18 protein-coding genes, 2 tRNA genes and 3 rRNA genes are annotated in these 25,509 nt (G+C 40.6%); 22 read left to right on the top strand and 1 reads right to left on the bottom strand.

The genetic code is table 11. From position 1 onward, the window contains the following. Positions 1–145 precede the first annotated feature (145 nt). The 22 genes from BV902_RS06130 to BV902_RS27990 all read left to right on the top strand — a co-directional run bounded on the left by BV902_RS06130 (position 146) and on the right by BV902_RS27990 (position 24,532). Positions 146–751: a DUF3267 domain-containing protein gene (locus tag BV902_RS06130; RefSeq protein ID WP_070566313.1), complete on the top strand. Its 606-nt coding sequence runs from the start codon at positions 146–148 to the stop codon at positions 749–751. A gap of 243 nt (positions 752–994) precedes the next feature. Further along, positions 995–1,126 carry a hypothetical protein gene (locus tag BV902_RS28435; protein ID WP_257787016.1) on the top strand — a complete coding sequence of 44 codons (132 nt, stop codon included), beginning with the start codon at positions 995–997 and terminating at the stop codon, positions 1,124–1,126. A gap of 19 nt (positions 1,127–1,145) precedes the next feature. Then, positions 1,146–1,994 carry a TraB/GumN family protein gene (locus BV902_RS06135; RefSeq protein WP_172840648.1) on the top strand — a complete coding sequence of 283 codons (849 nt, stop codon included), beginning with the start codon at positions 1,146–1,148 and terminating at the stop codon, positions 1,992–1,994. Positions 1,995–2,188: 194 nt separating this feature from the next. Further along, a complete protein-coding gene (locus tag BV902_RS28640) occupies positions 2,189–2,359 on the top strand; it encodes a metalloprotease family protein (protein ID WP_443019323.1) in 171 nt (56 codons plus the stop codon). Positions 2,360–2,589: 230 nt separating this feature from the next. Next, positions 2,590–3,015: a CPBP family intramembrane glutamic endopeptidase gene (locus BV902_RS28645; protein ID WP_075991187.1), complete on the top strand. Its 426-nt coding sequence runs from the start codon at positions 2,590–2,592 to the stop codon at positions 3,013–3,015. A 135-nt stretch (positions 3,016–3,150) separates the two neighbouring features. Further along, positions 3,151–3,408: a TraB/GumN family protein gene (locus BV902_RS28650; protein WP_075991188.1), complete on the top strand. Its 258-nt coding sequence runs from the start codon at positions 3,151–3,153 to the stop codon at positions 3,406–3,408. 69 nt (positions 3,409–3,477) lie between these two features. After that, positions 3,478–4,584: a hypothetical protein gene (locus tag BV902_RS06155; protein WP_145329983.1), complete on the top strand. Its 1,107-nt coding sequence runs from the start codon at positions 3,478–3,480 to the stop codon at positions 4,582–4,584. 299 nt (positions 4,585–4,883) lie between these two features. Beyond that, positions 4,884–5,996 (top strand): hypothetical protein, encoded by a 1,113-nt coding sequence (locus tag BV902_RS06160; RefSeq protein ID WP_157625910.1) that lies wholly within the window; start codon positions 4,884–4,886, stop codon positions 5,994–5,996. A gap of 355 nt (positions 5,997–6,351) precedes the next feature. Beyond that, positions 6,352–6,795, top strand: a complete 444-nt coding sequence (gene rplK / locus BV902_RS06165; protein WP_070566323.1) for a 50S ribosomal protein L11 — start codon at positions 6,352–6,354, stop codon at positions 6,793–6,795. Between the two features lie 22 nt (positions 6,796–6,817). Then, positions 6,818–7,516: a 50S ribosomal protein L1 gene (gene rplA, locus BV902_RS06170; RefSeq protein ID WP_046672240.1), complete on the top strand. Its 699-nt coding sequence runs from the start codon at positions 6,818–6,820 to the stop codon at positions 7,514–7,516. Positions 7,517–7,518: 2 nt separating this feature from the next. After that, the gene (gene rplJ, locus BV902_RS06175; protein WP_046672239.1) at positions 7,519–8,037 is read left to right on the top strand and encodes a 50S ribosomal protein L10; all 519 of its coding nucleotides are present in this window, start codon (positions 7,519–7,521) and stop codon (positions 8,035–8,037) included. A 78-nt stretch (positions 8,038–8,115) separates the two neighbouring features. Then, complete coding sequence (gene rplL, locus BV902_RS06180) at positions 8,116–8,493, top strand: 50S ribosomal protein L7/L12 (RefSeq protein WP_002992785.1); 378 nt, start codon at positions 8,116–8,118, stop codon at positions 8,491–8,493. A 169-nt stretch (positions 8,494–8,662) separates the two neighbouring features. Continuing rightward, positions 8,663–12,472 carry a DNA-directed RNA polymerase subunit beta gene (rpoB, locus tag BV902_RS06185; protein ID WP_046672286.1) on the top strand — a complete coding sequence of 1,270 codons (3,810 nt, stop codon included), beginning with the start codon at positions 8,663–8,665 and terminating at the stop codon, positions 12,470–12,472. 71 nt (positions 12,473–12,543) lie between these two features. Next, on the top strand, positions 12,544–16,821 hold the full coding sequence (gene rpoC, locus BV902_RS06190) for a DNA-directed RNA polymerase subunit beta' (protein ID WP_070566328.1): 4,278 nt from the start codon (positions 12,544–12,546) through the stop codon (positions 16,819–16,821). 369 nt (positions 16,822–17,190) lie between these two features. Continuing rightward, positions 17,191–17,370 carry a hypothetical protein gene (locus BV902_RS06195; RefSeq protein WP_075991191.1) on the top strand — a complete coding sequence of 60 codons (180 nt, stop codon included), beginning with the start codon at positions 17,191–17,193 and terminating at the stop codon, positions 17,368–17,370. A gap of 206 nt (positions 17,371–17,576) precedes the next feature. Further along, positions 17,577–19,106, top strand: a 16S ribosomal RNA gene (locus BV902_RS06200). A gap of 121 nt (positions 19,107–19,227) precedes the next feature. Continuing rightward, positions 19,228–19,301: transfer RNA gene (locus BV902_RS06205), tRNA-Ile, on the top strand. Positions 19,302–19,312: 11 nt separating this feature from the next. Then, positions 19,313–19,386 (top strand) — tRNA-Ala (locus BV902_RS06210). A gap of 226 nt (positions 19,387–19,612) precedes the next feature. Beyond that, positions 19,613–22,494, top strand: a 23S ribosomal RNA gene (locus BV902_RS06215). A gap of 128 nt (positions 22,495–22,622) precedes the next feature. Continuing rightward, positions 22,623–22,734, top strand: a 5S ribosomal RNA gene (gene rrf, locus BV902_RS06220). Together the 16S, 23S and 5S rRNA genes with 2 tRNA genes alongside form the textbook arrangement of a ribosomal RNA operon. A 567-nt stretch (positions 22,735–23,301) precedes the next feature. Then, the gene (locus BV902_RS06225) at positions 23,302–24,192 is read left to right on the top strand and encodes a DUF4886 domain-containing protein (protein ID WP_232475682.1); all 891 of its coding nucleotides are present in this window, start codon (positions 23,302–23,304) and stop codon (positions 24,190–24,192) included. A gap of 259 nt (positions 24,193–24,451) precedes the next feature. Beyond that, positions 24,452–24,532: a hypothetical protein gene (locus tag BV902_RS27990; RefSeq protein ID WP_335682273.1), complete on the top strand. Its 81-nt coding sequence runs from the start codon at positions 24,452–24,454 to the stop codon at positions 24,530–24,532. Positions 24,533–24,609: 77 nt separating this feature from the next. Here the strand turns inward: BV902_RS27990 and sucD are convergent, their stop codons facing one another. Further along, positions 24,610–25,482 (bottom strand): succinate--CoA ligase subunit alpha, encoded by an 873-nt coding sequence (sucD, locus tag BV902_RS06235; protein ID WP_070564656.1) that lies wholly within the window; start codon positions 25,480–25,482, stop codon positions 24,610–24,612. Positions 25,483–25,509 lie beyond the last annotated feature (27 nt).

A 25,509-nucleotide genomic window follows, 5' to 3' on the forward strand; every position in this document is an offset into this window, starting at 1 on the left:
AAATTTATAGGAGAAAAACATCTTCTATAAATATAATTTGAAGACATTATTACTTTTTCTACCCTAGTTCAAAGAAAGTAATGGTGTTTTGACTTGTGCTATTGGCAATTGAAGAGTAGTTGATGAGAATAATGTGAGAAAATTAATGAATGAATTAATAGATTATCCAGGGTTTGTTGTAGAGCCGAGATTGATTAGTATGTCTAAAGCTAACATGATAGGCATGTTGTTTTTCGCTGTTTTCATTCTCTTATACGGGATACCTTTTTGTTTACTGTGGGATCTAAAGGAAGAGCTGGCGGCAATTAAAGATAGCCTATATAATAAAGCTTCGAATGCATGGTGGGTTTATGGTATTGTCATTATTATCGGTGTCGTTCTTCATGAATTGATTCATGGCATTGTATTCGCATCCTTTGCGAAGCAAGGTTTCAAATCCATAAAGTTTGGAATTATTTGGAAAATGCTCACTCCATATGCTCATTGCAAAGAACCGTTACGGGTAAGACCTTATATGTTAGGTGTAGTTATGCCTTTTCTCCTTGTTGGCTTTTTACCCGCGATTTATTCAATTTTTACTGGAAATTTACCACTTTTATTTTTTGCAATTTTCTTCTCTGGTGCGGCAGTCGGAGATTTCATGATTTTAAATTTAATTTATAAAGAGAATAAAGATAACCTGGTACTCGATCACCCTACTGAGGGAGGTTGCTTTATTTTGAAAAAGGTTACTAATCCAGCGGATTTGTGATTACAAAACGATATTTGATCTGAGAGTCTAGCCTAAATACTTGTGTGATAAATTCTTAACTTCCTTCTAATTCCTTTAGCCCCACCATTGTAATAGGAGACTCTTGGTTTTCTTCATTACTTATGTAATAAACTGTTTTGTTGCTCTTTTTTCCATAGAAAATTTATTGAAATACAACCACAGGTTGTGGTATAGATATATCCTAATGTTTATTTTTGGGACAGTAACTAAATCTAAATATTTATGGAAACTAAAACAATTTTAAAATTTGTAGTAATAATAGCTATTCTGGCATTTTGTGTTTATCTGCTATCTAATGTCGGCGAATTTATTCGAGGATTTGAAGATGGTTTTAATGCGGCCAAAAATAAATAAAAACCTTAAATTTAAACGGATGAAAAAACACTTTATTCTTCTATTACTTTTTTTTATAATCACTTTTAGTGGTTTTGCGCAGGGGAATTCGATGCTGTGGAAAATCTCGGGAAATGGACTTAAACAAGATTCCTATCTGTTTGGTACGATCCACATGTTGTGCCCTGACGATTTTGAGATCAAACAAAAATGCCTGGATGCGCTTAATTCGAGTCAGAAAGTCGTATTTGAAGTGGATCTGTCGAAACCTGAAAATATGGAGGTCCTACAGGCATTTGCCGTACCTGACCCTAGTTTTATTAAAAACTTTACCGATAGCGAAGTGCGTAAAATGGATAGCGTCTTGTTGGCACAGCAGCTTTCAATTAAATTATTGGATCATGTTTCACCGGTAACAATGGCTTCCTTATTTTCAATGAAGGGCTTTAATTGTCCTGATCCAACAAAGTTGAAATCATATGAAATTGAACTATCGGCTCTGGCCTCCGCTCAGAGTAAAACAATTGGCGAACTTGAAACAGCAGATTATCAATTCGGGTTATTGAAAGACTTGATTACGCCAAAGTTATTTATGGACTGGGTATTGCAGTTGGATAAATATCCCGCTCTAACGGCCAAAATGGTCAATGCCTATAAAAATGAAAACCTCAAAGAATTAACTGCATTGATTGAGGATCCTACATGGATGTCTGTCGAACAGAAAGAAAAGCTCTTGACAGGGCGGAATATAAACTGGACAACGATTATTCCGAATTTGATCAAAGACCAGGGTTGCTTTATTGCTGTGGGAGCTGGACACCTGTCTGGTGAAAAGGGCTTGATCTCGTTACTTAGAGCAAAAGGTTATAGCTTGACGGCAATTGATTAGGATTGTTATTTTTTGAGATAAAGGAAGTATAGTCCCTTGATAGAATACGCTTATTGTTTTTCGATGGTCTCATCGTTTTATATGGAGTGCCCTTTTATTTATTGTGGGATCTAAAGAAAGAGCTGGCGGCAATTAAAGATCGCCTATATCATAAAGTTTCGAATGCATGATGGGTTTATGGCATTGTCATTATTATCGGTGTCGTTCTTAATGAATTGATTCATGGTATTGTATTCGTATCCTTTGCGAAGCAAGGTTTCAAATCTATAAAGTTTAGAATTATTTGGAAAATGCTCACCCCATATGCTCATTGCAAAGAACCGTTACGGGTAAGACCTTATATGTTAGGTGTAGTTATGCCTTAAAGTTTTAATTTATAACTTATGAAGTCGCTTAAGATCACTATCTAAAATGAAAAACGGACAATTTACGATGTGAAAATTGTCGTTTTAGCTGGTTAAATTATTCTTTCATAACTTACTGTTGTAAAGGTTTATCCATATAGACTTATCATACAGTTTCATCAAAAAGGAAATACATGTCAAAATATATAAATCGATTGTTGAAATTACCTGTGCTTTATTTATATACTCTTATGATAGTTTCTTATCTGAGTATTGATGTTTTGTGTCACGTAATACTTATTGATTTATTCAAGTTTGAATCGGTTTCAAATGCGGTAACTCGAGATCAAAGTATATTGAAAATATTCATATATGCACTAATTTTAGGGCCATTTTTTGAGACATTACTATTTCAATTTATACCCGTAAAACTTCTGTCTACATATGTTTTTTTTAAAAAGAAAAAAATATGGATAGTTTTAATTTCTGCCCTTCTTTTCGCTTTGACTCATTTATATAGCTCTTATTATTTCATTTATACTTTTTTGATGGGTATAAATTTAGTCTTATTCTTTTTTATTATGGAGTTTAAGAATAAAGGTTCAGGACTTTGGCATACCACATTGCTACATGCTATTATTAATCTAATGGTTTTTATCCATCAATATTTTAGATAAGAAAATTTTGGCGTGCAGTAATCGATTTCCAAAAAAATAGTCGAAATTGATGGGGGATAAGCTACATTGTACATTTTATAATGGTGTTTCTGATTGGAGCCAAAATGTTGCTATATTTGAGCGAAGTCTAAATAGTTGAGCTTTATAAAAGATGTATGCTACGAACAAAGTAAAGTTAACAGAATTCTGAATATAAACTGGATAACGATTATTCCGAATTTGATCAAAGATCAGGGTTGCTTTATTACTGTGGGAGCTGGACACCTCTCTGGTGAAAAGGGCTTGATCTGGTTACTTAGAGCAACAGGTTATAGCTTGATAGTAATTGATTTTATCTATGGATTGGGTTTACATCTATTGGTGAGCTTTATAGCCGTTCTCATGAAAATATAGGTATAAAAATAATGAGTTGCGCTACAGGCATGGCCAATATAGTAGCCTTTTAGTAGGTTGACTATGCATATGAAACTAAAATTTACATTTATTCTGATCTGTTTGTTAGCCGGGCTATTATGCAAAGCTCAGATACAGTTTGTCGGCGCTCAGAATAAGTTGCCAATTCCCTCATTAAATATTTACAATGAAAAAGGGACATTGATTGGATTTACAGATAAAACTGGTGTAACTCAGTTTCTCGATAATGGAGTGAAGAAGCAAAAACTACCATTAGCAGTTACGGTACAACATATCTCCTATGAAAACAAAACCTTTTCATTAGTATCGCTGGACGATAAACAACTATATTTTTTGGAGTCAAGACCTCAAGTCTTAAAAGAAGTCACTGTTACGGCAAAGCCAAAAGAAGTCGTGGTATTGAAAGGGTATTTCCGCTCCCTAGAGACATTTGATCATCAGTATAAGTATTTTTCGGACGGAATTGTAGAGTTTTATATTCCGTTGAAGAAGGGTAAACCTAAATATAGATTGATTGATTATCGTGTGTTTGTAGATTCTATTGTCGCTAAGGATTATAATGCAAAAATGCGATCTTTCTTCCAGATTCCTAGGATTACGGAAATAGATAATAGAAAATTAGCGGATCGATTAAATGATCTCGTTAAGGAAAACGATACGTCTAGCCGTATTCGCTTGTTGAAAAAAGGAAATGAGGTAGGGCACCTGACGACAGATGCTGATCGAAGTAATGTTCAATTGTATTTGGATAAGGTGTTGCCAGATACTGTAGTGAATGAAAAACTTTTTAGCCTAGAGGCGAAGACGTTTCACGAGGTTACAATTGAAAATTATAATGCAACCGAATTAAACAGCATGACGCCTTTCAATTTAACAGCCCTTTACCAAAATATTGTTGCGTCTTTAAAACGCAAAAAGGAATACGGCCATATCCCTTGTGAGATACTTAATGAATTTTATGTCATGGAGAATGGGTATATAACGGAAGAGGAATATAAATCTAATCAAAAGGGCTTGACGAAGAGTATTTACACAACGCTCCAAAAAAGCAATTATAAGACACGATTTTGGGAGAAGTTGGAAGACTATCATATTCCAGCGATCAACGATGGACTGGTAAAACAACTTGGTGAAAATCTCCAATTGATTAATTGATATTTAACGGTAATTTGTCGCTATATAACCACAGGTTGTGGTACAACTATATCATAATGTCTATTTTTGGGACAATAGTTAAATCTAAATAATTATGGAAATTAAGAAACTTTTAAAATTTGCAGCAGTAGTAGTGGTGCTCGCTCTCATCGTTTATGTCATCATGAATAGTAGCGCCTTTATTGATGCATTTAATGAAGGGTATAATAGGACCAGAAATAAATAAGTAGAATTATAGAAGATTATTGGATACTGTTAATCCCTAATTAATTAATAAAGGCCAAATAAAAAGGACTGAAATGAAATTTGAAATAAGAATAGGATTTGTTATCGGGATATTAACGATGATTTCTGTCTTGGCCAATGCACAAATTAAAGTCATTGATAGCCTAACACAGGAACCTATAAGTGGTGTCAATCTGTATGCGGATAACGGTAGCTTACTTGGTGCAACAAATATAGCCGGAGAAGTTGTGTTGGATTCGTTGAAACAGGAAAAAACCGTGAATCTAACTTTTCAGCATGTTGCCTATAGTAGTTTGATGGTGCCTTTTTCGGAAGTAAAGACGATGGGCAAGATCAAAATAGTTCCCCGATCAATTAAGATTGATGAGGTAGCGATAGGCGATCGGAGTAAGGCTGACTATGTTGTTTTAAAAGGGTATTTTCGGAACCTTACTTTACTTAATGATAAGATGGGATATTTTGTCGATGGCATAATTTCGTATTATATTCCACTAAAGAATAAGAAAGAAAAGGTTCGGTTTATTCTGAAGGGGTACCGCATTTTTGAAAATAAAAGTGCTACGCAAGATCTCGCAGATAAGATGGGAACTTTTTTTTCCTATAATCCAAGCGTGATCAATCTTAAAAACACTTCGATCGCCTATCAGTTGCCGAAAGGATTTCGGTTGGAGAAGGATAAAGGTCGGCGGTTTATAAAACAAGGGAGTACAAACATGGGCTTTGTACAAGTTTCCAACGAGGGAAAAGGGCAGGTATATCTAAATCGGGTAGCGCCGGGTACCTCAATTGACCGAAAGATATTTAAAATACAGGGCCGTCAACATAGTGGCGTAACGATAGAAACGTATGCGCATGTAACTCCGGATAATTTAACAATGGATCATTTGGTCAGTGTGGTTAGGTCATCTGTCGGTGGTCTTAAAAAAAAGAGCCAAACTGAATATATGCCGATAGAGTCATATGATGAATTTTATGTGCTAGAAAAGGAGTATATCACCACAGATCAATTTACTGAATACAAAAAGCAATTTGCAAAAAGTATATTTCTGAAAGGAAGCAGTGATTATCAGAGCACCTATTGGAATGATCTCGATAGGTACGGAATCCCCGCTTTGCCTAAAGGGGTTAATGGTCAACTGGGAAATATTTTAAAAATTAGAGAGTAGCCTTATCGGGGCTTACCATCGAATTATCAAAAATTGAAACCTAACCCGATGAAATACATGCTATATACGTTGGTTATTAGTGTTTTTTTTATTGTATTTGTAAATAGTTTTGATGGCTTTTATGCTCGGGGTGAATAGAGAGGTCGGTGATATATTTGAAAAATAAACGAATGGATGCCAGCTTTTTAAAAAAAAGTATAAATTCCTGAAAAATTAAAAGTTAGATACTTGCAGGATTCAAATCTTCTTATTAACTTTGCACCTCGGTTGGGGTGTTACGTCCTGGCCGATGAATGTTACGTTATTTGCTTCCAACTTACTAACAGACATTTAACAAAATTAAATTCAAAACAAAATGGCAAAAGAAGTCAGTGCGTTAGTAAAATTACAAGTTAAGGGCGGAGCTGCGAATCCTTCACCTCCAGTAGGACCTGCATTGGGTGCTAAAGGTGTGAATATCATGGATTTCTGTAAGCAGTTCAACGCTCGTACGCAAGACAAACCAGGTCAAGTATTGCCTGTTGTCATTACAGTTTACGCTGATAAATCATTTGATTTTATTATCAAGACTCCACCGGTAGCAGTTCAGTTGAAAGACGCTGCGAAATTAAAAAGTGGATCTGGCGAGCCTAACCGTAAAAAAGTTGCGGCTATCACTTGGGAACAAGTTGAGACAATCGCTAAAGATAAAATGCCTGATTTAAATGCATTTACTGTAGAGGCTGCTATGAAAATGGTAGCTGGTACAGCACGTAGTATGGGTATTACTGTATCAGGTAATGCTCCTTGGAACAATTAATTAAGAAATCAATTTAAGAAAAGTGGCTAGATTAACAAAAAATCAAAAAGCGGCACTATCCAAAATTGAAGCTGGTAAAGCATACTCTTTGAAAGAAGCTTCGGCTTTAGTTAAAGAAATCTCATTGACCAAATTTGATGCTTCTGTGGATATCGACGTTCGTTTGGGCGTAGATCCTCGTAAAGCAAATCAAATGGTTCGTGGTATTGCAACATTACCTCACGGTACTGGTAAAACTGTTCGTGTTTTAGTTTTATGTACTCCTGATAAGGAAGAAGAAGCTAAAGCGGCAGGTGCAGACTACGTAGGTTTAGATGATTACATCAGCAAAATTGAAGGTGGTTGGACTGACGTTGATATCATTATTACTATGCCTAGTGTTATGGCTAAAGTTGGTAAATTGGGTCGTATTTTAGGTCCAAGAAACTTGATGCCTAACCCTAAAACTGGTACAGTTACAACAGAAGTTGGTAAAGCTGTAACAGATGTAAAAGGTGGTAAGATCGATTTCAAAGTTGACAAAACCGGTATCATCCATACTTCTATTGGTAAAGCGTCGTTCGATGCAGATAAGATATATGATAACGCACTAGAGGTATTACAAACTCTAGCTCGTTTGAAACCATCTGCAGCTAAAGGAACTTACTTTAAAAGTATTCACATTTCCTCAACTATGAGTCCTGGTATTCATATTGAGACTAAATCAGTAGCAGGTATTTAATCATGAGAAAAGAAGAAAAACAAGAAATTGTTCTAGCTTTGGCCGAACAGATTAAATCTTACGGTAACTTCTACATTACCGATACTGCTGAGTTGTCAGTTGAAAAAGTGAATAACATTCGTCGTAAATGTTTTGAACAAGGCATCGAGATTAAAGCTGTAAAAAACACTTTAATCAAGAAAGCATTAATCGAAGCTGGTGTTGATGAAGAAGAAATCTTTGGAACGCTTAAAGGAGCGTCTACAATGATGTTTTCAGAAGTCGCTAATGCGCCTGCGAAATTAATCAAAGAATTGCGTAAATCAGGTGAAAAACCGTTGTTAAAAGCGGCTTTCATTGAAGCAACTGCATTCGTTGGAGATAATCAATTAACTGCATTAGTTAATCTTAAATCTAAAAACGAACTTATTGCGGACGTTATCGCAGCCTTGGAATCTCCTGCGAAAAATGTTATTTCAGCTCTTCAATCAGGAGGAAATACTGTTGCAGGTTTAGTAAAAGCTTTAGAAGAAAGAGGTTAACGAATCCTCTAGAACAGAAACATTCGTTACAATTTAATTAACAATTTTTATAAAGTACATTCAAAAATTCAAAATAAAATGGCAGATTTAAAACAACTTGCTGAACAGTTAGTTAACTTAACAGTAAAAGAAGTTAAAGAATTAGCTGATATCTTAAAAGACGAGTATGGCATCGAGCCTGCTGCTGCTGCTGTTGCTGTAGCTGCTGCTCCAGCTGAAGGTGGTGCTGCTGCTGCAGAAGAGAAAACTTCATTTGACGTTATCTTGAAAGAAGCTGGTGGTCAAAAATTAGCTGTAGTTAAATTGGTTAAAGATTTAGCTGGATTAGGCTTGAAAGAAGCTAAAGATTTAGTTGACGGAGCACCTAAAGAATTAAAAGCTGGTGTATCTAAAGACGAAGCAGAAGCTTTGAAAAAACAATTAGAAGAAGCTGGTGCTGTTGTTGAGATTAAATAATCTCAACTAATTAGCCCGAAAAGGTTTAGACTCTGACGATTTTTCGTCAGAGTCTATTCCTATTTATATCAATACGCCACTATGCTGTGTATATGCTGGGCACAGTGGAAAGGTGGTTTACAGCATAAGTGTAAGCGCAGTTTTTTTTAAAACTAAAATTCATATTCCCTTGGCAAACAATAATATTCAACAAGAAAGAATAAACTTTGCGACAAGTAAGAAAGTATTGGAATATCCAGATTTCTTAGATGTGCAATTGGAATCTTTCAAGGAGTTTTTTCAATTAGAAACTACTTCTGACAACCGCCATCAGGAAGGGCTGTTCAAGGTATTCTCGGAAAACTTCCCTATTTCTGATTCAAGAAACATTTTTGTGCTAGAGTTTTTGGATTATTTCATTGATCCACCACGTTATGATATCCAAGAGTGTATCGAGCGCGGCTTGACTTATAGCGTTCCTTTAAAGGCTAAGTTAAAGTTATCTTGTAATGATGAAGAACACGAAGATTTCGAAACTATTGTTCAGGATGTATATTTAGGGACTATCCCTTATATGACTCCTAAAGGTACTTTCGTGGTAAATGGTGCAGAGCGTGTCATCGTATCGCAATTACACCGTTCACCAGGCGTTTTCTTTGGTCAAAGTAGACACACAAATGGTACTAAACTTTATTCTGCAAGGGTAATTCCTTTCAAAGGATCTTGGATCGAATTTGCAACTGACGTAAATAACGTCATGTATGCGTACATCGACCGTAAAAAGAAATTCCCAGTTACGACCTTATTGCGTGCTATCGGTTACGATTCGGATAAAGATATCTTAGAATTGTTCGATTTAGCGGATGAAGTAAAAGTTAGTAAATCTGGTCTTAAAAAATATGTTGGTCGTCGTCTTGCGGCTAGGGTATTGAAAAAATGGGTAGAAGATTTCGTGGATGAGGATACAGGTGAAGTTGTATCTATCGACCGTAACGAAATTATCCTTGAGCGTGAAACTGTTCTAGAAGAAGATCACATTGATTTGATTATCGAAGCTGGCGTTAAGTCTATTATCCTAGCGAAAGATGATGAATCAAACAATGCGGACTATTCTATTATATATAACACTTTACAAAAAGATACGTCCAACTCAGAAAAAGAAGCGGTAGAACATATCTATCGTCAATTGCGTAACGCTGAACCACCAGATGAGGAAACTGCTCGTGGTATCATCGATCGTTTATTCTTCTCTGACAAACGTTACGATTTAGGTGATGTAGGTCGTTACCGTATCAATCGTAAGTTGAAGTTGGGAACTCCGGATGATACGAAAGTATTAACCCGTGAGGATATCATTGCGATTGTGAAGTATTTGATCAATTTGATCAACTCTAAAGCTGAAGTAGATGATATTGACCACTTGTCAAACCGTCGTGTACGTACTGTAGGTGAACAATTATATGCTCAATTTGGTGTAGGTCTATCTCGTATGGCCCGTACAATCCGTGAGCGTATGAACATTCGTGATAATGAGGTGTTTACGCCAACCGATTTGATTAATGCTCGTACACTTTCGTCCGTAATCAATTCGTTCTTTGGTACAAACCAGTTGTCTCAGTTCATGGACCAAACTAATCCTCTTGCTGAAATTACGCACAAGCGTCGTTTGTCAGCTTTAGGTCCAGGTGGTCTTTCTCGTGAGCGTGCAGGTTTCGAGGTTCGTGACGTTCACTATACACACTACGGTCGTCTTTGTACAATTGAAACTCCTGAGGGTCCAAACATCGGTTTGATCTCCTCATTGGCTGTACATGCGAAAATTAACCACTTAGGATTTATCGAGACTCCTTACCGTAAGGTAAAAGATGGGGTTGTTGTGGTTGACGAGCCAGTCGTATATTTATCTGCTGAGGATGAAGATGGTAAAACAATCGCACAAGCGAATGCTTTGTATGATGACAAAGGTAATTTCGAAGATGCGAAAGTGAAAGCCAGATATGAGGGTGACTTCCCAATTATCGAGCCTAATATGCTTGATTATATGGACGTTGCTCCAAACCAAATTACATCTATTGCGGCTTCATTAATTCCTTTCTTGGAACATGATGATGCCAACCGTGCATTGATGGGATCGAACATGCAACGTCAGGCCGTGCCTGTATTGCGTCCACAAGCTCCTATCGTAGGTACTGGTCTTGAAGGTCGTGTAGCGAAAGATTCACGTACATTGATCAATGCGGAAGGTCATGGTGTAGTAGAATATGTAGATGCTGATGAAATCAAAATCCGTTACGACAGAAACGACGATGATCGTCTTGTATCATTCGATGATGATGTCAAAACGTATAAATTGATCAAATTCAAGAAAACCAACCAAAATACATGTATGAACTTGAAGCCTATCGTTAAGAAAGGTCAACGAGTTGAACCAGGACAGGTATTATGTGAAGGTTATGCAACTGAAAATGGTGAATTGGCATTAGGTCGTAACTTGAAAGTAGCGTTCATGCCTTGGCAAGGATATAACTTTGAGGATGCGATCGTAATTTCTGAGCGTGTAGCGAAAGAAGACTGGTTTACTTCTCTTCACATTGAAGAATTCGAACTTGAAGTTCGTGATACAAAACGTGGTGAGGAAGAGTTAACAGCTGATATTCCTAACGTATCTGAAGAAGCGACAAAAGACTTAGACGAAAACGGTATCATCCGTATCGGTGCTGAAGTTGGTGGTGGTGATATCTTAATTGGTAAAATCACACCTAAAGGTGAGTCAGATCCTTCTCCAGAAGAGAAATTATTGCGTGCAATCTTTGGTGACAAAGCTGGTGACGTGAAAGATGCTTCATTGAAAACTCCACCGTCATTAAAAGGTGTTGTTATCGATACGAAGTTATTCTCGCGTGCGAAGAAAATGTCTAAAGAGGTTGAGCGTAAAACTTTAGAGAAACTAGAGGTTGCTCACGATAGAGCAGTTAAATCATTGAAAGATCGTTTGGTTGAAAAATTATTCACTGTCGTGAATGGTAAAACAAGCCAAGGGGTATACAATGTCTATAAAGAGTTGTTGGTTGCTAAGGGAGCTAAGTTTACGCAAAAAATCCTGGCTGAATTAGATTACAACAACATCAACCCAATGGGATGGACAACTGACGAAGATAAAAACGAGTTGATCAAAATGGCCCTTCATAATTACAATATCAAAATTAATGAAGAGCTAGGTTCATTCAAACGTGATAAATTCGCAGTATCTGTCGGTGATGAACTTCCATCAGGAATTGTGCAGATGGCTAAAGTTTACGTTGCTAAAAAACGTAAGTTGAAAGTAGGGGATAAGATGGCCGGTCGTCACGGTAACAAAGGTATCGTTGCACGTATCGTACGTGATGAGGATATGCCATTCTTAGAAGATGGAACACCGGTTGATATCGTGTTGAACCCACTAGGGGTACCTTCACGGATGAACTTGGGACAGATCTACGAAACCGTATTGGGTTGGGCAGGTCAAAAATTGGGTGTGAAATTTGCTACACCTATCTTTGATGGTGCTGAAATGGATCAAGTACAAGATTGGGTTGCGAAAGCTGGCCTACCAAAATCTGGACGTACATATTTGTACAACGGATTGACAGGTGACCGTTTCGATCAACCGACGACAGTGGGTGTAATCTACATGTTGAAATTAGGTCACATGGTTGATGATAAAATGCACGCACGTTCAATCGGTCCGTACTCATTGATCACACAACAACCTCTGGGTGGTAAAGCGCAATTCGGTGGTCAACGTTTCGGTGAGATGGAGGTTTGGGCATTGGAAGCATTCGGTGCGTCTAACATCCTTCAAGAAATCTTGACTGTGAAATCGGATGACGTGGTTGGTCGTGCCAAAACTTACGAGGCAATCGTAAAAGGTAACAACCTTCCGACACCATCGGTACCAGAATCGTTCAACGTATTGGTACACGAGTTACGTGGATTGGGTCTAGATATCACATTGGATTAATTAAGCAAATAGGGCTTTGAAGGGCTCAGTCCTTCAAAGCTTCTTTATAAAGCTTTAACTTTTGAATAAGTATGTCTTACAAAAAAGATAATAAAATTAAAAGCAACTTCACTTCGATTACGATCAGCTTGGCTTCTCCAGAAACTATTTTGGAACGCTCAAGTGGTGAAGTTACAAAACCGGAAACGATTAACTATCGTACCTACAAACCAGAACGTGACGGTTTATTCTGTGAGCGCATTTTTGGTCCTGTGAAGGACTACGAATGTCACTGTGGTAAATACAAACGTATCCGTTATAAAGGTATCGTATGTGACCGTTGTGGTGTTGAAGTAACTGAGAAAAAAGTACGTCGTGAGCGTATGGGACACATCAATTTGGTTGTTCCTGTTGCACACATCTGGTACTTCCGTTCTCTTCCTAATAAAATTGGTTATTTATTGGGGCTTCCTACCAAGAAATTGGATATGATCATTTACTACGAACGTTATGTGGTTATCCAAGCTGGTATTAAGGAAGAAGATGGTATCAACTTTATGGACTTCTTGACTGAAGAAGAATATTTAGATATTTTAGATACCTTACCAAAAGAAAATCAATATTTAGACGATAACGATCCTCAAAAATTCGTTGCCAAGATGGGTGCTGAGGCGTTAGAAGATTTGTTGAAACGTATTGATTTGGATCAATTGTCATACGATTTACGTCACCAAGCTGCTAACGAAACTTCTCAACAACGTAAAAATGAAGCGTTAAAACGCCTTCATGTGGTTGAGGCTTTCCGTAGTTCACGTGAAAATATCGAGAATCGTCCAGAATGGATGATTGTGAAAATCGTTCCAATCATTCCACCTGAATTACGTCCTTTAGTGCCTTTGGATGGTGGTCGTTTTGCGACTTCGGATTTGAATGACTTATATCGTCGTGTGATTATCCGTAACAACCGTCTAAAACGTTTGATCGAAATCAAGGCTCCTGAAGTAATCTTACGTAACGAAAAACGTATGCTTCAAGAAGCGGTAGACTCTTTGTTTGACAACTCACGTAAAGTGAACGCTGTTAAGACAGAAGGTAACCGTGCATTGAAGTCTTTATCTGATATTTTGAAAGGTAAACAAGGTCGTTTCCGTCAAAACTTGTTAGGTAAGCGTGTGGATTATTCGGCTCGTTCGGTAATTGTTGTAGGTCCTCACTTGAAATTACACGAGTGTGGTCTTCCTAAAGATATGGCTGCAGAACTTTACAAACCGTTTATCATTCGTAAGATGATCGAGCGTGGTATTGTAAAAACAGTAAAATCAGCTAAAAAAATCGTTGATCGTAAAGATCCTGTGGTATGGGATATCCTTGAAAATGTATTGAAAGGTCACCCTGTATTGCTAAACCGTGCACCTACGCTTCACCGTTTGGGTATTCAGGCTTTCCAACCTACATTAGTAGAGGGTAAAGCTATTCAATTACACCCATTAGTGTGTACAGCGTTCAACGCCGATTTTGACGGTGACCAGATGGCAGTCCACTTACCGCTTGGTAATGCTGCAGTTTTGGAAGCCCAAATCTTAATGTTAGGTGCGCACAATATCTTAAACCCTGCGAATGGTTCTCCAATCACAGTACCATCTCAAGACATGGTATTGGGTCTTTACTATATTACTAAAGGCCGTAGAACTGCTGGCGATCACATCGTAAGAGGTCAAGATATGACTTTCTATTCGGCTGAAGAGGTTATCATCGCTTTAAATGAGAAGCAAATTGACCTTCACGCTTGGATTAAAGTAAAAACAAAAGTTAGACAAAAAGATGGTAGCATCGTTGATACCTTATTAGAAACAACTGTAGGTCGTGTGATCTTCAACCAAGTTGTTCCTGACGAAATGGGATTTGTCAATGAATTGCTTACGAAAAAATCTTTGCGTAATATCATCGGTGAAATTGTGAAGACTACGGGTATGGCCCGTGCAGCACAGTTCTTGGATGATATGAAAGAATTGGGATATCAAACGGCCTTCAAAGGTGGTCTTTCGTTCAACTTGGAAGATTTGAACATTCCTGCTGCGAAAGCTGAATTGATTCAACAAGCAACTAACGAGGTTGAAGAAGTAATGAATAACTATAACATGGGTTTCATTACAAACAACGAACGTTACAACCAAATCATCGATATCTGGACGCGTATCAACAACAGATTGACGGCACACGTTATGGATATTCTTTCGAATGATAACCAAGGATTCAACTCAGTTTACATGATGTTGGATTCTGGAGCCCGTGGTTCGAAAGAGCAGATCCGTCAGTTATGTGGTATGCGTGGTTTGATGGCGAAACCTCAAAAATCAGGTACTTCTGGTGGTGAGATTATCGAAAACCCGATCTTGTCAAACTTTAAAGAAGGTTTGTCCGTATTGGAGTACTTTATCTCTACCCACGGTGCGCGTAAAGGTCTTGCCGATACGGCATTGAAAACAGCGGATGCGGGTTACTTGACACGTCGTTTACATGACGTAGCGCAAGATATGATCGTTGTGGAACAAGATTGTGGTGGTTTACGTGGTATTTATACAACAGCATTGAAAGATAATGATGATGTTGTTGAACCATTGTTCGATCGTATTTTGGGTCGTACACCATTGCATGATGTTCTTCATCCGGATACTGACGAATTGATCGTTTCTGCAAATGAAGATATCACTGAGGAAATTGCCGAAACTATCGAAAAAGCAGGTATCGAAGGAATTGAGATTCGTACGGTATTAACTTGTGAGTCTAAGCGTGGTGTTTGTGCTTGTTGTTACGGACGTAACTTGGCGTCAGGTAAGCGTGTTCAGTTAGGTGAAGCTGTGGGTGTTATCGCCGCTCAATCAATTGGTGAGCCAGGTACACAGTTGACACTTCGTACATTCCACGTGGGTGGTACGGCATCGAACATTGCTGCTGATTCAAGTATCATTTCTAAATACGATGGTAAAATCGAATTTGAAAACGTACGTACTGTTTCGCAAACAAACGATAATGGCACACATCAGGTAGTCTTAGGACGTTCTGGTGAGGTTAAGATCATTGATGCACATAATAAAATCGTATTCCAACAAAATATCCCTTATGGTTCACAGTTGTTCGTTGAGGATGGCGGTACAGTAGCTAAAGGCGATAAATTGGTCGAATGGGATCCATATAATGCAGTAATTATTTCTGAATTTGCTGGTAAAGTTGAATTTGACGCAATTATCGAAGGTGTTACCTTCCGTGAAGAGTCAGATGAGCAAACTGGTCACAAAGAGAAGGTAATTATTGAAACACGTGATAAAACGAAAAACCCATCCATCAAGATTCTTGATAAATCGGGAGAGGTTATTCGTACCTACAATATCCCGGTAGGCGCCCACGTTGCAGTTGCTAATGGTGTAACAGTGAAAGAAGGTGGTATCCTCGTTAAAATCCCTCGTTCTACAGGTAAAACGCGAGATATCACAGGTGGTCTACCACGTGTAACGGAGTTATTCGAAGCACGTAACCCTTCTAACCCTGCTGTAGTAACAGAAATCGACGGTGTGGTAACATTGGGTGGTGTGAAACGTGGTAACCGTGAGATGTCTATCGAGTCTCGTGATGGTCAAATCAAGAAATACTTGGTACCTCTTTCTAAACATATCCTTGTTCAGGATAATGACTTTGTGAAAGCTGGTATGCCATTATCAGATGGTTCGATCTCTCCTGCGGATATCTTGTCGATCAAAGGTCCATCAGCGGTGCAACATTACATTGTGAATGGTATCCAAGAGGTATACCGTCTGCAAGGTGTGAAGATCAACGATAAACACTTCGAGACGATCGTTCACCAAATGATGCAAAAAGTTAACATCGAAGATCCAGGAGATACTCGTTTCTTAGAAAAAGAAGCCGTTAACAAATGGGATTTCATGGAGGAAAATGATTCCTTGTTTGACAAGAAAGTTGTTGTTGATGCAGGAGACTCCAATAATTTACGTCCAGGACAGATTGTTTCTTTACGTAAGTTGAGAGAGGAAAACTCAAGCTTGAAACGTCGTGACTTAAAACTTGTTGAAGTTCGTGAAGCAATTCCGGCGACTTCAAGTCCATTGTTGCAAGGTATTACCAGAGCTTCATTGGGTACAAAATCGTTCATCTCTGCTGCCTCTTTCCAAGAGACTACAAAAGTGTTGAACGAGGCTGCTATCGCAGGTAAACGTGATAACTTATTAGGTTTGAAAGAAAACGTAATTGTTGGTCACTTGATCCCTTCTGGTACAGGTATCCGTCAATACAGCAATTTAATCGTGGGCTCTCGCGAGGAGTACGATCAATTGTTGGCTTCGAAAGAAGAAGATTAATCTATCATAGATTATTTTATATAGAAAGGTCCAGGCAATATGTCTGGACCTTTTTTGTTTCTATAGCGACTTTATATGGTATAGAAGAACGTCGTAAAATATATTTAGCTTGCTCTTTTAGCGGTGAAATTGTTTGTTAAGGGAAGGGGCGAACTGAAATTTATAGCAAGCAGCTTGGCCGTTTAATTGGTTAATTTTACCTGATAGGACGGTTTAAAGCATAGCTATCTTAAATGAATCGTTCAATGTTACAGTTAGTTAACTTTAATATTAAAAAATAATAAACAAAAGGCTTGGAAGTTTGTTAGTAAACTTCCTATCTTTGCACCACTCCGCAAGGGAGGGACGGTTACCTCGAAAGAGGGAATCATGAAAAAAGAAGGGTTTAAGAGAAGCCTGGCAGGATTTAAAATCCCGCCCGGTTTAAGTTTAAACGCGGAAATCGAAAAAAGGGAAAAGAAAAAAAAACTTCAAAAAGTTTTTGGAAGTTCAGAAAAGATTTCTACCTTTGCAGTCCCAACGGAAACGAAGGGAAAAACAAAACGATAAAGAGGGGCGCAATGCCTATCGGAATAAAGCAGATACGGAAGTTGAAGCGACAAAGTTCTTTAAGAAAACACAATCATGTAAGCGTGACGAGTAGACAAACGAAAGTCATGAACAAATTCAAGTAATTCGTTCAATTCGATCCAAGATCAGAGATATAAAAAAAGAATTCTGATTATGTAAATAGTTGGAATCAAAAACTTCATTTTACAATGGAGAGTTTGATCCTGGCTCAGGATGAACGCTAGCGGCAGGCCTAATACATGCAAGTCGGACGGGATCCATCGGAGAGCTTGCTCGAAGATGGTGAGAGTGGCGCACGGGTGCGTAACGCGTGAGCAACCTACCTCTATCAGGGGGATAGCCTCTCGAAAGAGAGATTAACACCGCATAATATAATTTCCCGGCATCGAGGAATTATTAAATATTTATAGGATAGAGATGGGCTCGCGTGACATTAGCTAGTTGGTAGGGTAACGGCTTACCAAGGCGACGATGTCTAGGGGCTCTGAGAGGAGAATCCCCCACACTGGTACTGAGACACGGACCAGACTCCTACGGGAGGCAGCAGTAAGGAATATTGGTCAATGGGCGGAAGCCTGAACCAGCCATGCCGCGTGCAGGAAGACTGCCCTATGGGTTGTAAACTGCTTTTGTCCAGGAATAAACCTCTTTACGAGTAGAGAGCTGAATGTACTGGAAGAATAAGGATCGGCTAACTCCGTGCCAGCAGCCGCGGTAATACGGAGGATCCGAGCGTTATCCGGATTTATTGGGTTTAAAGGGTGCGTAGGCGGCCTATTAAGTCAGGGGTGAAATACGGTGGCTCAACCATCGCAGTGCCTTTGATACTGATGGGCTTGAATCCATTTGAAGTGGGCGGAATAAGACAAGTAGCGGTGAAATGCATAGATATGTCTTAGAACTCCGATTGCGAAGGCAGCTCACTAAGCTGGTATTGACGCTGATGCACGAAAGCGTGGGGATCGAACAGGATTAGATACCCTGGTAGTCCACGCCCTAAACGATGATAACTCGATGTTGGCGATAGACAGCCAGCGTCCCAGCGAAAGCGTTAAGTTATCCACCTGGGGAGTACGCCCGCAAGGGTGAAACTCAAAGGAATTGACGGGGGCCCGCACAAGCGGAGGAGCATGTGGTTTAATTCGATGATACGCGAGGAACCTTACCCGGGCTTGAAAGTTAGTGAAGAGTGCAGAGACGCACTCGTCCTTCGGGACACGAAACTAGGTGCTGCATGGCTGTCGTCAGCTCGTGCCGTGAGGTGTTGGGTTAAGTCCCGCAACGAGCGCAACCCCTATGTTTAGTTGCCAGCATGTAATGGTGGGGACTCTAAACAGACTGCCTGTGCAAACAGAGAGGAAGGTGGGGACGACGTCAAGTCATCATGGCCCTTACGTCCGGGGCTACACACGTGCTACAATGGATGGTACAGCGGGCAGCTACATAGCAATATGATGCTAATCTCTAAAAGCCATTCACAGTTCGGATTGGGGTCTGCAACTCGACCCCATGAAGTTGGATTCGCTAGTAATCGCGTATCAGCAATGACGCGGTGAATACGTTCCCGGGCCTTGTACACACCGCCCGTCAAGCCATGAAAGTTGGGGGTACCTAAAGCATGTTACCGAAAGGAGCGTGTTAGGGTAAAACCGATAATTGGGGCTAAGTCGTAACAAGGTAGCCGTACCGGAAGGTGCGGCTGGAATACCTCCTTTCTAGAGTATCGAAGATCGGTGCTCGTCACGTTACATATGATTGCAAGAAGAAAAAACATCAGAAGAAAGTGCCCGCCCCGAAAGGAGCAGGACCGAGAGAAAGAGATGAACAAGATAAGCTAGTCCCGTAGCTCAGTTGGTTAGAGCACTACACTGATAATGTAGGGGTCAGCAGTTCAAATCTGCTCGGGACTACGAAAACGATTGGGGAATTAGCTCAGCTGGCTAGAGCACCTGCCTTGCACGCAGGGGGTCAACGGTTCGAATCCGTTATTCTCCACATCACCGGTGAAGTATAAAAGATATACTTCAGGATACCGGAAAAAGAGTTCTTTGACATATTGAAAGAGAAAAAAAATTACAAGAGAAGACAACAGTATAGAGACAATACGTGTATGTGTTCGATGTAAAGAGGAGACCCTCGGTCAAGGCCGAACGAATCTTTACGTAGCATACGGGTATATATATCAAAAGCAGCCGCATAGTAGCAAAAGGCTATGCCGGTGAAGAAAGTAAATAAGGGCACACGGGGGATGCCTAGGCTCTCAGAGGCGAAGAAGGACGTGATAAGCTGCGATAAGCTTTGGGGATTGGCAAATGCGACTTGATCCAGAGATTTCCGAATGGGGCAACCTGACTATTTGAAGAATAGTCGTATAAAACGCGAACGCGCTGAACTGAAACATCTAAGTAGGCGTAGGAGAAGAAAATAACAATGATTTCCCAAGTAGTGGCGAGCGAACGGGAAAGAGCCCAAACCGATCATGTTACGGCATGGTCGGGGTTGTAGGACCACGAGATTGTACAGCGCTATGAACTGGAAGCAGGTGGGAAACTGCGCGACAAGGGTGAGAGCCCCGTACAGGTAAAGAATGTTGACATAGTGGTATCCTGAGTACCGCGGGACCGGAGAAATCCTGTGGGAATCCACCAGCACCATCTGGTAAGGCTAAATACTCCTGAGAGACCGATAGTGAACCAGTACCGTGAGGGAAAGGTGAAAAGAACCCCGAACAGGGGAGTGAAAAGAACCTGAAACCGTGTGCTTACAAGCGGTTGGAGCAGGCAGGTCCTGTGACAGCGTGCCTTTTGCATAATGAGCCTACGAGTTACTCTTGTCTGGCAAGGTTAAGTCCTTCAGGGACGCAGCCGAAGCGAAAGCGAGTCTTAATAGGGCGCATAGTCAGATGAGGTAGACGCGAAACCTTGTGATCTACCCTTGGGCAGGTTGAAGTTGCAGTAACATGTAATGGAGGACCGAACCGATAAACGTTGAAAAGTTTCCGGATGACCTGAGGGTAGGGGTGAAAGGCCAATCAAACTGGGAAATAGCTCGTACTCCCCGAAATGTTTTTAGGAACAGCGTCGGCGTAGAGTTTGATAGAGGTAGAGCTACCGATTGGGTGCGGGGGAGTCAAATCCTACCAAATCCAGACGAACTCCGAATGCTATCAAATATAGCCGGCAGTGAGGCTTTGGGTGCTAAGGTCCAAGGCCGAGAGGGAAAGAACCCAGACCATCAGCTAAGGTCCCCAAATTCGTTCTAAGTTGAACTAACGAGGTCCGGTTGCCCAGACAGCTAGGATGTTGGCTTGGAAGCAGCCATTCATTTAAAGAGTGCGTAACAGCTCACTAGTCGAGCGGCCGGGCGTGGATAATAAACGGGCATCAAGAACGGTACCGAAGCTATGGATTTGTACTGAAAGATGTGCATCTGGTAGGGGAGCATTCCATCGCCGGGGAAGCAGTTTGGCAATGAACTGTGGAGGTTATGGAAAAGCAAATGTAGGCATAAGTAACGATAAGGCGGGTGAGAAACCCGCCCACCGAAAGACCAAGGTTTCCTGATCAACGTTAATCGGATCAGGGTCAGTCGGGACCTAAGGCGCACCCGAAGGGGGCAAGCCGATGGACAACTGGTTAATATTCCAGTACTCTTCATAACTGCGATGTGGTGACGGAGTAGTGACACTGCCGCGAACTGACGGAATAGTTCGTTGAAAGGCGTAGGTATAGGGACGGTAGGCAAATCCGCCGACCCTGCTGAACCCCAATAGTACAGCAAAGCTCCGGTGGCGCTGATAGAGCAGGTAAACAGACTTCCAAGAAAACCCGCTAAGCTTCAGGTTATGAAGACCCGTACCGCAAACCGACACAGGTGGTCGAGGAGAGAATCCTAAGGTGCTCGAGTGAGTCATGGCTAAGGAACTCGGCAAAATGGCCCTGTAACTTCGGGAGAAGGGGCGCTGTCTCGTAAGAGCAGCCGCAGTGAAAAGGCCCAGGCGACTGTTTAACAAAAACATATGGCTTTGCAAAATCGCAAGATGAAGTATAAGGCCTGACACCTGCCCGGTGCTGGAAGGTTAAGAGGGGATGTCATCGCAAGAGAAGCATTGAATCGAAGCCCCAGTAAACGGCGGCCGTAACTATAACGGTCCTAAGGTAGCGAAATTCCTTGTCGGGTAAGTTCCGACCTGCACGAATGGTGTAACGATCTGGGCGCTGTCTCAGCCATGAGCTCGGTGAAATTGTGGTATCGGTGAAGACGCCGATTACCCGCAACGGGACGGAAAGACCCCATGCACCTTCACTATAGCTTAACATTGAGATTGGGTACAGGATGTGTAGGATAGGCGGGAGATGTTGAAGTGGCTTCGCCAGGAGTCATGGAATCAACCTTGAAATACCGCCCTTTCTGTATTCGGTTTCTAACTCGGCAATGCCGAGGACATTGTTTGGTGGGTAGTTTGACTGGGGTGGTCGCCTCCAAAAAGGTAACGGAGGCTTTCAAAGGTAAGCTCAGTACGCTTGGTAACCGTACGTGGAGTGCAATGGCATAAGCTTGCTTGACTGTGAGACCGACAAGTCGAACAGGGTCGAAAGACGGACATAGTGATCCGGTGGTTCTGTATGGAAGGGCCATCGCTCAAAGGATAAAAGGTACGCTGGGGATAACAGGCTGATCTCCCCCAAGAGCTCATATCGACGGGGAGGTTTGGCACCTCGATGTCGGCTCGTCACATCCTGGGGCTGGAGAAGGTCCCAAGGGTTGGGCTGTTCGCCCATTAAAGTGGCACGCGAGCTGGGTTCAGAACGTCGCGAGACAGTTCGGTCCCTATCTGTTGTGGGCGTTGGAAGTTTGAGTGGATCTGACCTTAGTACGAGAGGACCGGGTTGGACAGACCTCTGGTGAACCTGTTATGCCGCCAGGTGTACGGCAGGGTAGCTACGTCTGGAATAGATAAGCGCTGAAAGCATCTAAGTGCGAAACTAGCCACGAGATGAGACTTCCTTATAGGGTCGTAGAAGATGACTACGTTGATAGGCCATAGGTGTAAAGGTTGAGAGACCAAAGCCAAGTGGTACTAATAGCCCGAAGCTTTCTCAAGCAGACAGACACTGTTGTCTTCCTCTTTAATTTTTAAGAAACAAACAGGAAACGAACCTCTTTCAATAGCTATGTCAGTTGGCATGAATCACATGATAAGAATATCATAGATCATCCAATAAAGATTTTTAGGTGCCTATATCGGCGGTGTCTACCTCTTCCCATTCCGAACAGAGCAGTCAAGCCCGCCAGAGCCGATGGTATTGCCGTAACAGGTGGGAGAGTAGGTCGGTGCCTTTTTTTACACGGAAGCCCTTGCTGGAAACAGTCAAGGGCTTCTTTCGTTTAGATACTTCCGTATTTCCCTGTACAGGCTATGGCAAATCCTCCGCCTATCGGTTATCGCAGCACAGGACCGTCGGTGAGCCGGTCCATCGGCAGCTGTTCCGCAAACGGTAGCAGTCCTGCAGCCTGCACTGACCGTGTCAAATCCTATTACTTTTTACCTGTATCCTATAGCTGCATATCGGCAAGTACAACAAGGGCTACTCCTGCTACTAGCCTTGTCAAGCTATATTGTTTTTCGTCTGTATCGTATTGCTGCATATCAATTGGCCTTGCAGTAGCTACTTGTAATACTATATATGCGATCCGACTGTTGGGAAGTATATAGGTAGTGGTTACAGATATAGCTATCAGAATTACATGTTATACAGCTATTTTCCACTATTATTAAGCTTTATGGGCAAATATCCCTGTCTCAGCTGTGCTGTCTCGATAACTTACAGATGGGAGAAAATCTCCCTTTCTAGGTATATCATTCGTATTTTTACGAGATATTATCTAATTTAGTTGTTATTACATTATATGATGATAAAAGTAAAACAGGTATTGGTTTTTGGTTTTTTAATCGTATTCTTTTTGAAGAATAATCGATTAAATGCGCAAAATAAATCTTTAGATGATGGTGTGCTACGAATATTGGCCATCGGTAATAGTTTCTCGGAAGATGCTATTGAACAGAATTTATATGAATTGGCGAAAGCCGGGAAGAAAAAGATAGTGATCGGCAATCTCTATATTGGGGGAGCTCCTCTAAGTTTACATGTAAGTAACGCAAAAGAAGATAAGCCGGCTTATCGCTACCGCAAAATAAATCTTGACGGGCAAATGTCCGAGAAAACAAATGAGCGCTTATCTGAAGCGCTTATCGATGAGGCTTGGGATTATATTAGCTTTCAGCAAGCAAGTCCGCTATCAGGAGATTATGATTCGTATGCGAAGGACCTGCCGCCTTTATATGATTATGTAACAAAACATATTCTATTTCCTGAAACTAAGTATATATTGCATCAAACTTGGGCATATCAGAACGGTTCATCGCATGAAGGTTTTGTTCGTTATAACCGTAACCAAGATAGTATGTATAGCGCTATTGCCAATACTTCGCAAGAGGTGTTTAACTGGGGTAATTTCGATCTGTTGATTCCTTCGGGTACAGCTGTTCAGAATGCACGTTCGAGTTTTGTGGGGGATAATTTTACACGTGATGGTTATCACCTAAATCTGAACTATGGACGTTTCGTTGCTGCCTGTACCTGGTATGAGGCGTTATTCCATGAAAATGTACTGAACAATACATTTTTACCGCTAAAGGTAACCTATGTAGAGGGAGAAATTGCGCGAGCAGCAGCACATAAGGCAGTGGAATTCCCCTATGCTGTTACCGTATTAAAAGATTTTCAATTAATGAATTAGTATTTATATATCAAAAAGAGCTATTTGATCGAATTGGATCACGAAACAAAAAATACCAAACGTATTCTAGAACGGATACCGGACGATAAATTGGATCGGCGTCCACACGAAAAATTGATGAGTTTGGGCGAATTTCGCCGAACCGGATTGGTTTAATGAATGGGTACTTAAAGCTGGGGAACATGAGATTGCCCGTTTGCCACGAGCGGGAGCGATACGTTTTATTGTCAATAATCATATCGTTCATCATCGTGGTCAGTTGACTGTTTATTTGCGATTATTGGATATTGCTGTACCAGGCTTATATGGACCATCGGCAGACGAAGCAATGTCTAGTTAATGTTGTCATCTAATTATTAGGTATAAAAAAAAGGGAATCAAATTTGATTCCCTTTTTTTATATGCTCGATGGTCTAATTATTTAGCCAATTCTTCTGCGATTGCTTTTCCAATTTCAGCTGGAGATTCAACAACACGAATACCACACTCACGCATGATTTTCATTTTTGCAGCAGCAGTGTCATCTGCACCACCTACAATTGCACCAGCGTGTCCCATACGACGTCCTGGAGGCGCTGTTTGACCTGCGATAAATCCAACAACAGGTTTAGTACCGTGTTCTTTGATCCAACGAGCAGCTTCAGCTTCCATTCCACCACCAATTTCACCGATCATGATGATCGCTTCAGTTTCAGGGTCATTCATTAATAATTCAACAGCTTCTTTGGTTGTTGTACCAATGATAGGGTCACCACCAATTCCGATTGCTGTTGTGATACCTAATCCTGCTTTTACAGTTTGATCTACGGCTTCGTAAGTTAAAGTTCCTGATTTAGAAACAACACCTACATTACCTTTTTTGAAGATAAATCCTGGCATGATACCGATTTTAGCTTCGCCTGCAGTGATGATACCTGGGCAGTTAGGACCGATCAAACGAGAGTTTTTGTCGCTCAAGTAAGATTTTACTTGGATCATATCTTTTGTTGGGATACCTTCTGTAATACAAACAATCACTTCGATACCAGCAGCGGCAGCTTCCATGATCGCATCTGCAGCAAATGCTGGAGGTACAAAAATAATAGAAACATTAGCTCCTGTAGTGTCAACTGCATCTTGCACAGTATTGAATACAGGACGGTCTAAGTGTTGTTGACCACCTTTACCAGGAGTAACACCACCAACTACATTTGTTCCGTACTCAATCATTTGAGTAGCATGGTAAGTACCTTCGTTGCCAGTGAAACCTTGAACGATTACTTTTGAATCTTTATTAACTAATACACTCATTTCTTCTTTAAATTTTGCACACAAATC

The organism is Sphingobacterium sp. B29 (genome assembly GCF_001952815.1).
GTDB lineage: Bacteria > Bacteroidota > Bacteroidia > Sphingobacteriales > Sphingobacteriaceae > Sphingobacterium > Sphingobacterium siyangense.

Coding starts and splice junctions, on each gene's coding strand:
- BV902_RS06135 (WP_172840648.1), top strand. CDS start 1,146: ATGAAAAAACACTTTATTCTTCTATTACTTTTTTTTATAATCACTTTT.
- rpoC (WP_070566328.1), top strand. CDS start 12,544: ATGTCTTACAAAAAAGATAATAAAATTAAAAGCAACTTCACTTCGATT.
- BV902_RS06130 (WP_070566313.1), top strand. CDS start 146: ATGAATGAATTAATAGATTATCCAGGGTTTGTTGTAGAGCCGAGATTG.
- BV902_RS06155 (WP_145329983.1), top strand. CDS start 3,478: ATGAAACTAAAATTTACATTTATTCTGATCTGTTTGTTAGCCGGGCTA.
- BV902_RS06160 (WP_157625910.1), top strand. CDS start 4,884: ATGAAATTTGAAATAAGAATAGGATTTGTTATCGGGATATTAACGATG.
- BV902_RS28645 (WP_075991187.1), top strand. CDS start 2,590: ATGATAGTTTCTTATCTGAGTATTGATGTTTTGTGTCACGTAATACTT.
- BV902_RS06195 (WP_075991191.1), top strand. CDS start 17,191: ATGAAAAAAGAAGGGTTTAAGAGAAGCCTGGCAGGATTTAAAATCCCG.
- sucD (WP_070564656.1), bottom strand. CDS start 25,482: ATGAGTGTATTAGTTAATAAAGATTCAAAAGTAATCGTTCAAGGTTTC.
- BV902_RS28435 (WP_257787016.1), top strand. CDS start 995: ATGGAAACTAAAACAATTTTAAAATTTGTAGTAATAATAGCTATTCTG.
- rplJ (WP_046672239.1), top strand. CDS start 7,519: ATGAGAAAAGAAGAAAAACAAGAAATTGTTCTAGCTTTGGCCGAACAG.
- BV902_RS06225 (WP_232475682.1), top strand. CDS start 23,302: ATGATGATAAAAGTAAAACAGGTATTGGTTTTTGGTTTTTTAATCGTA.
- rplK (WP_070566323.1), top strand. CDS start 6,352: ATGGCAAAAGAAGTCAGTGCGTTAGTAAAATTACAAGTTAAGGGCGGA.
- rplL (WP_002992785.1), top strand. CDS start 8,116: ATGGCAGATTTAAAACAACTTGCTGAACAGTTAGTTAACTTAACAGTA.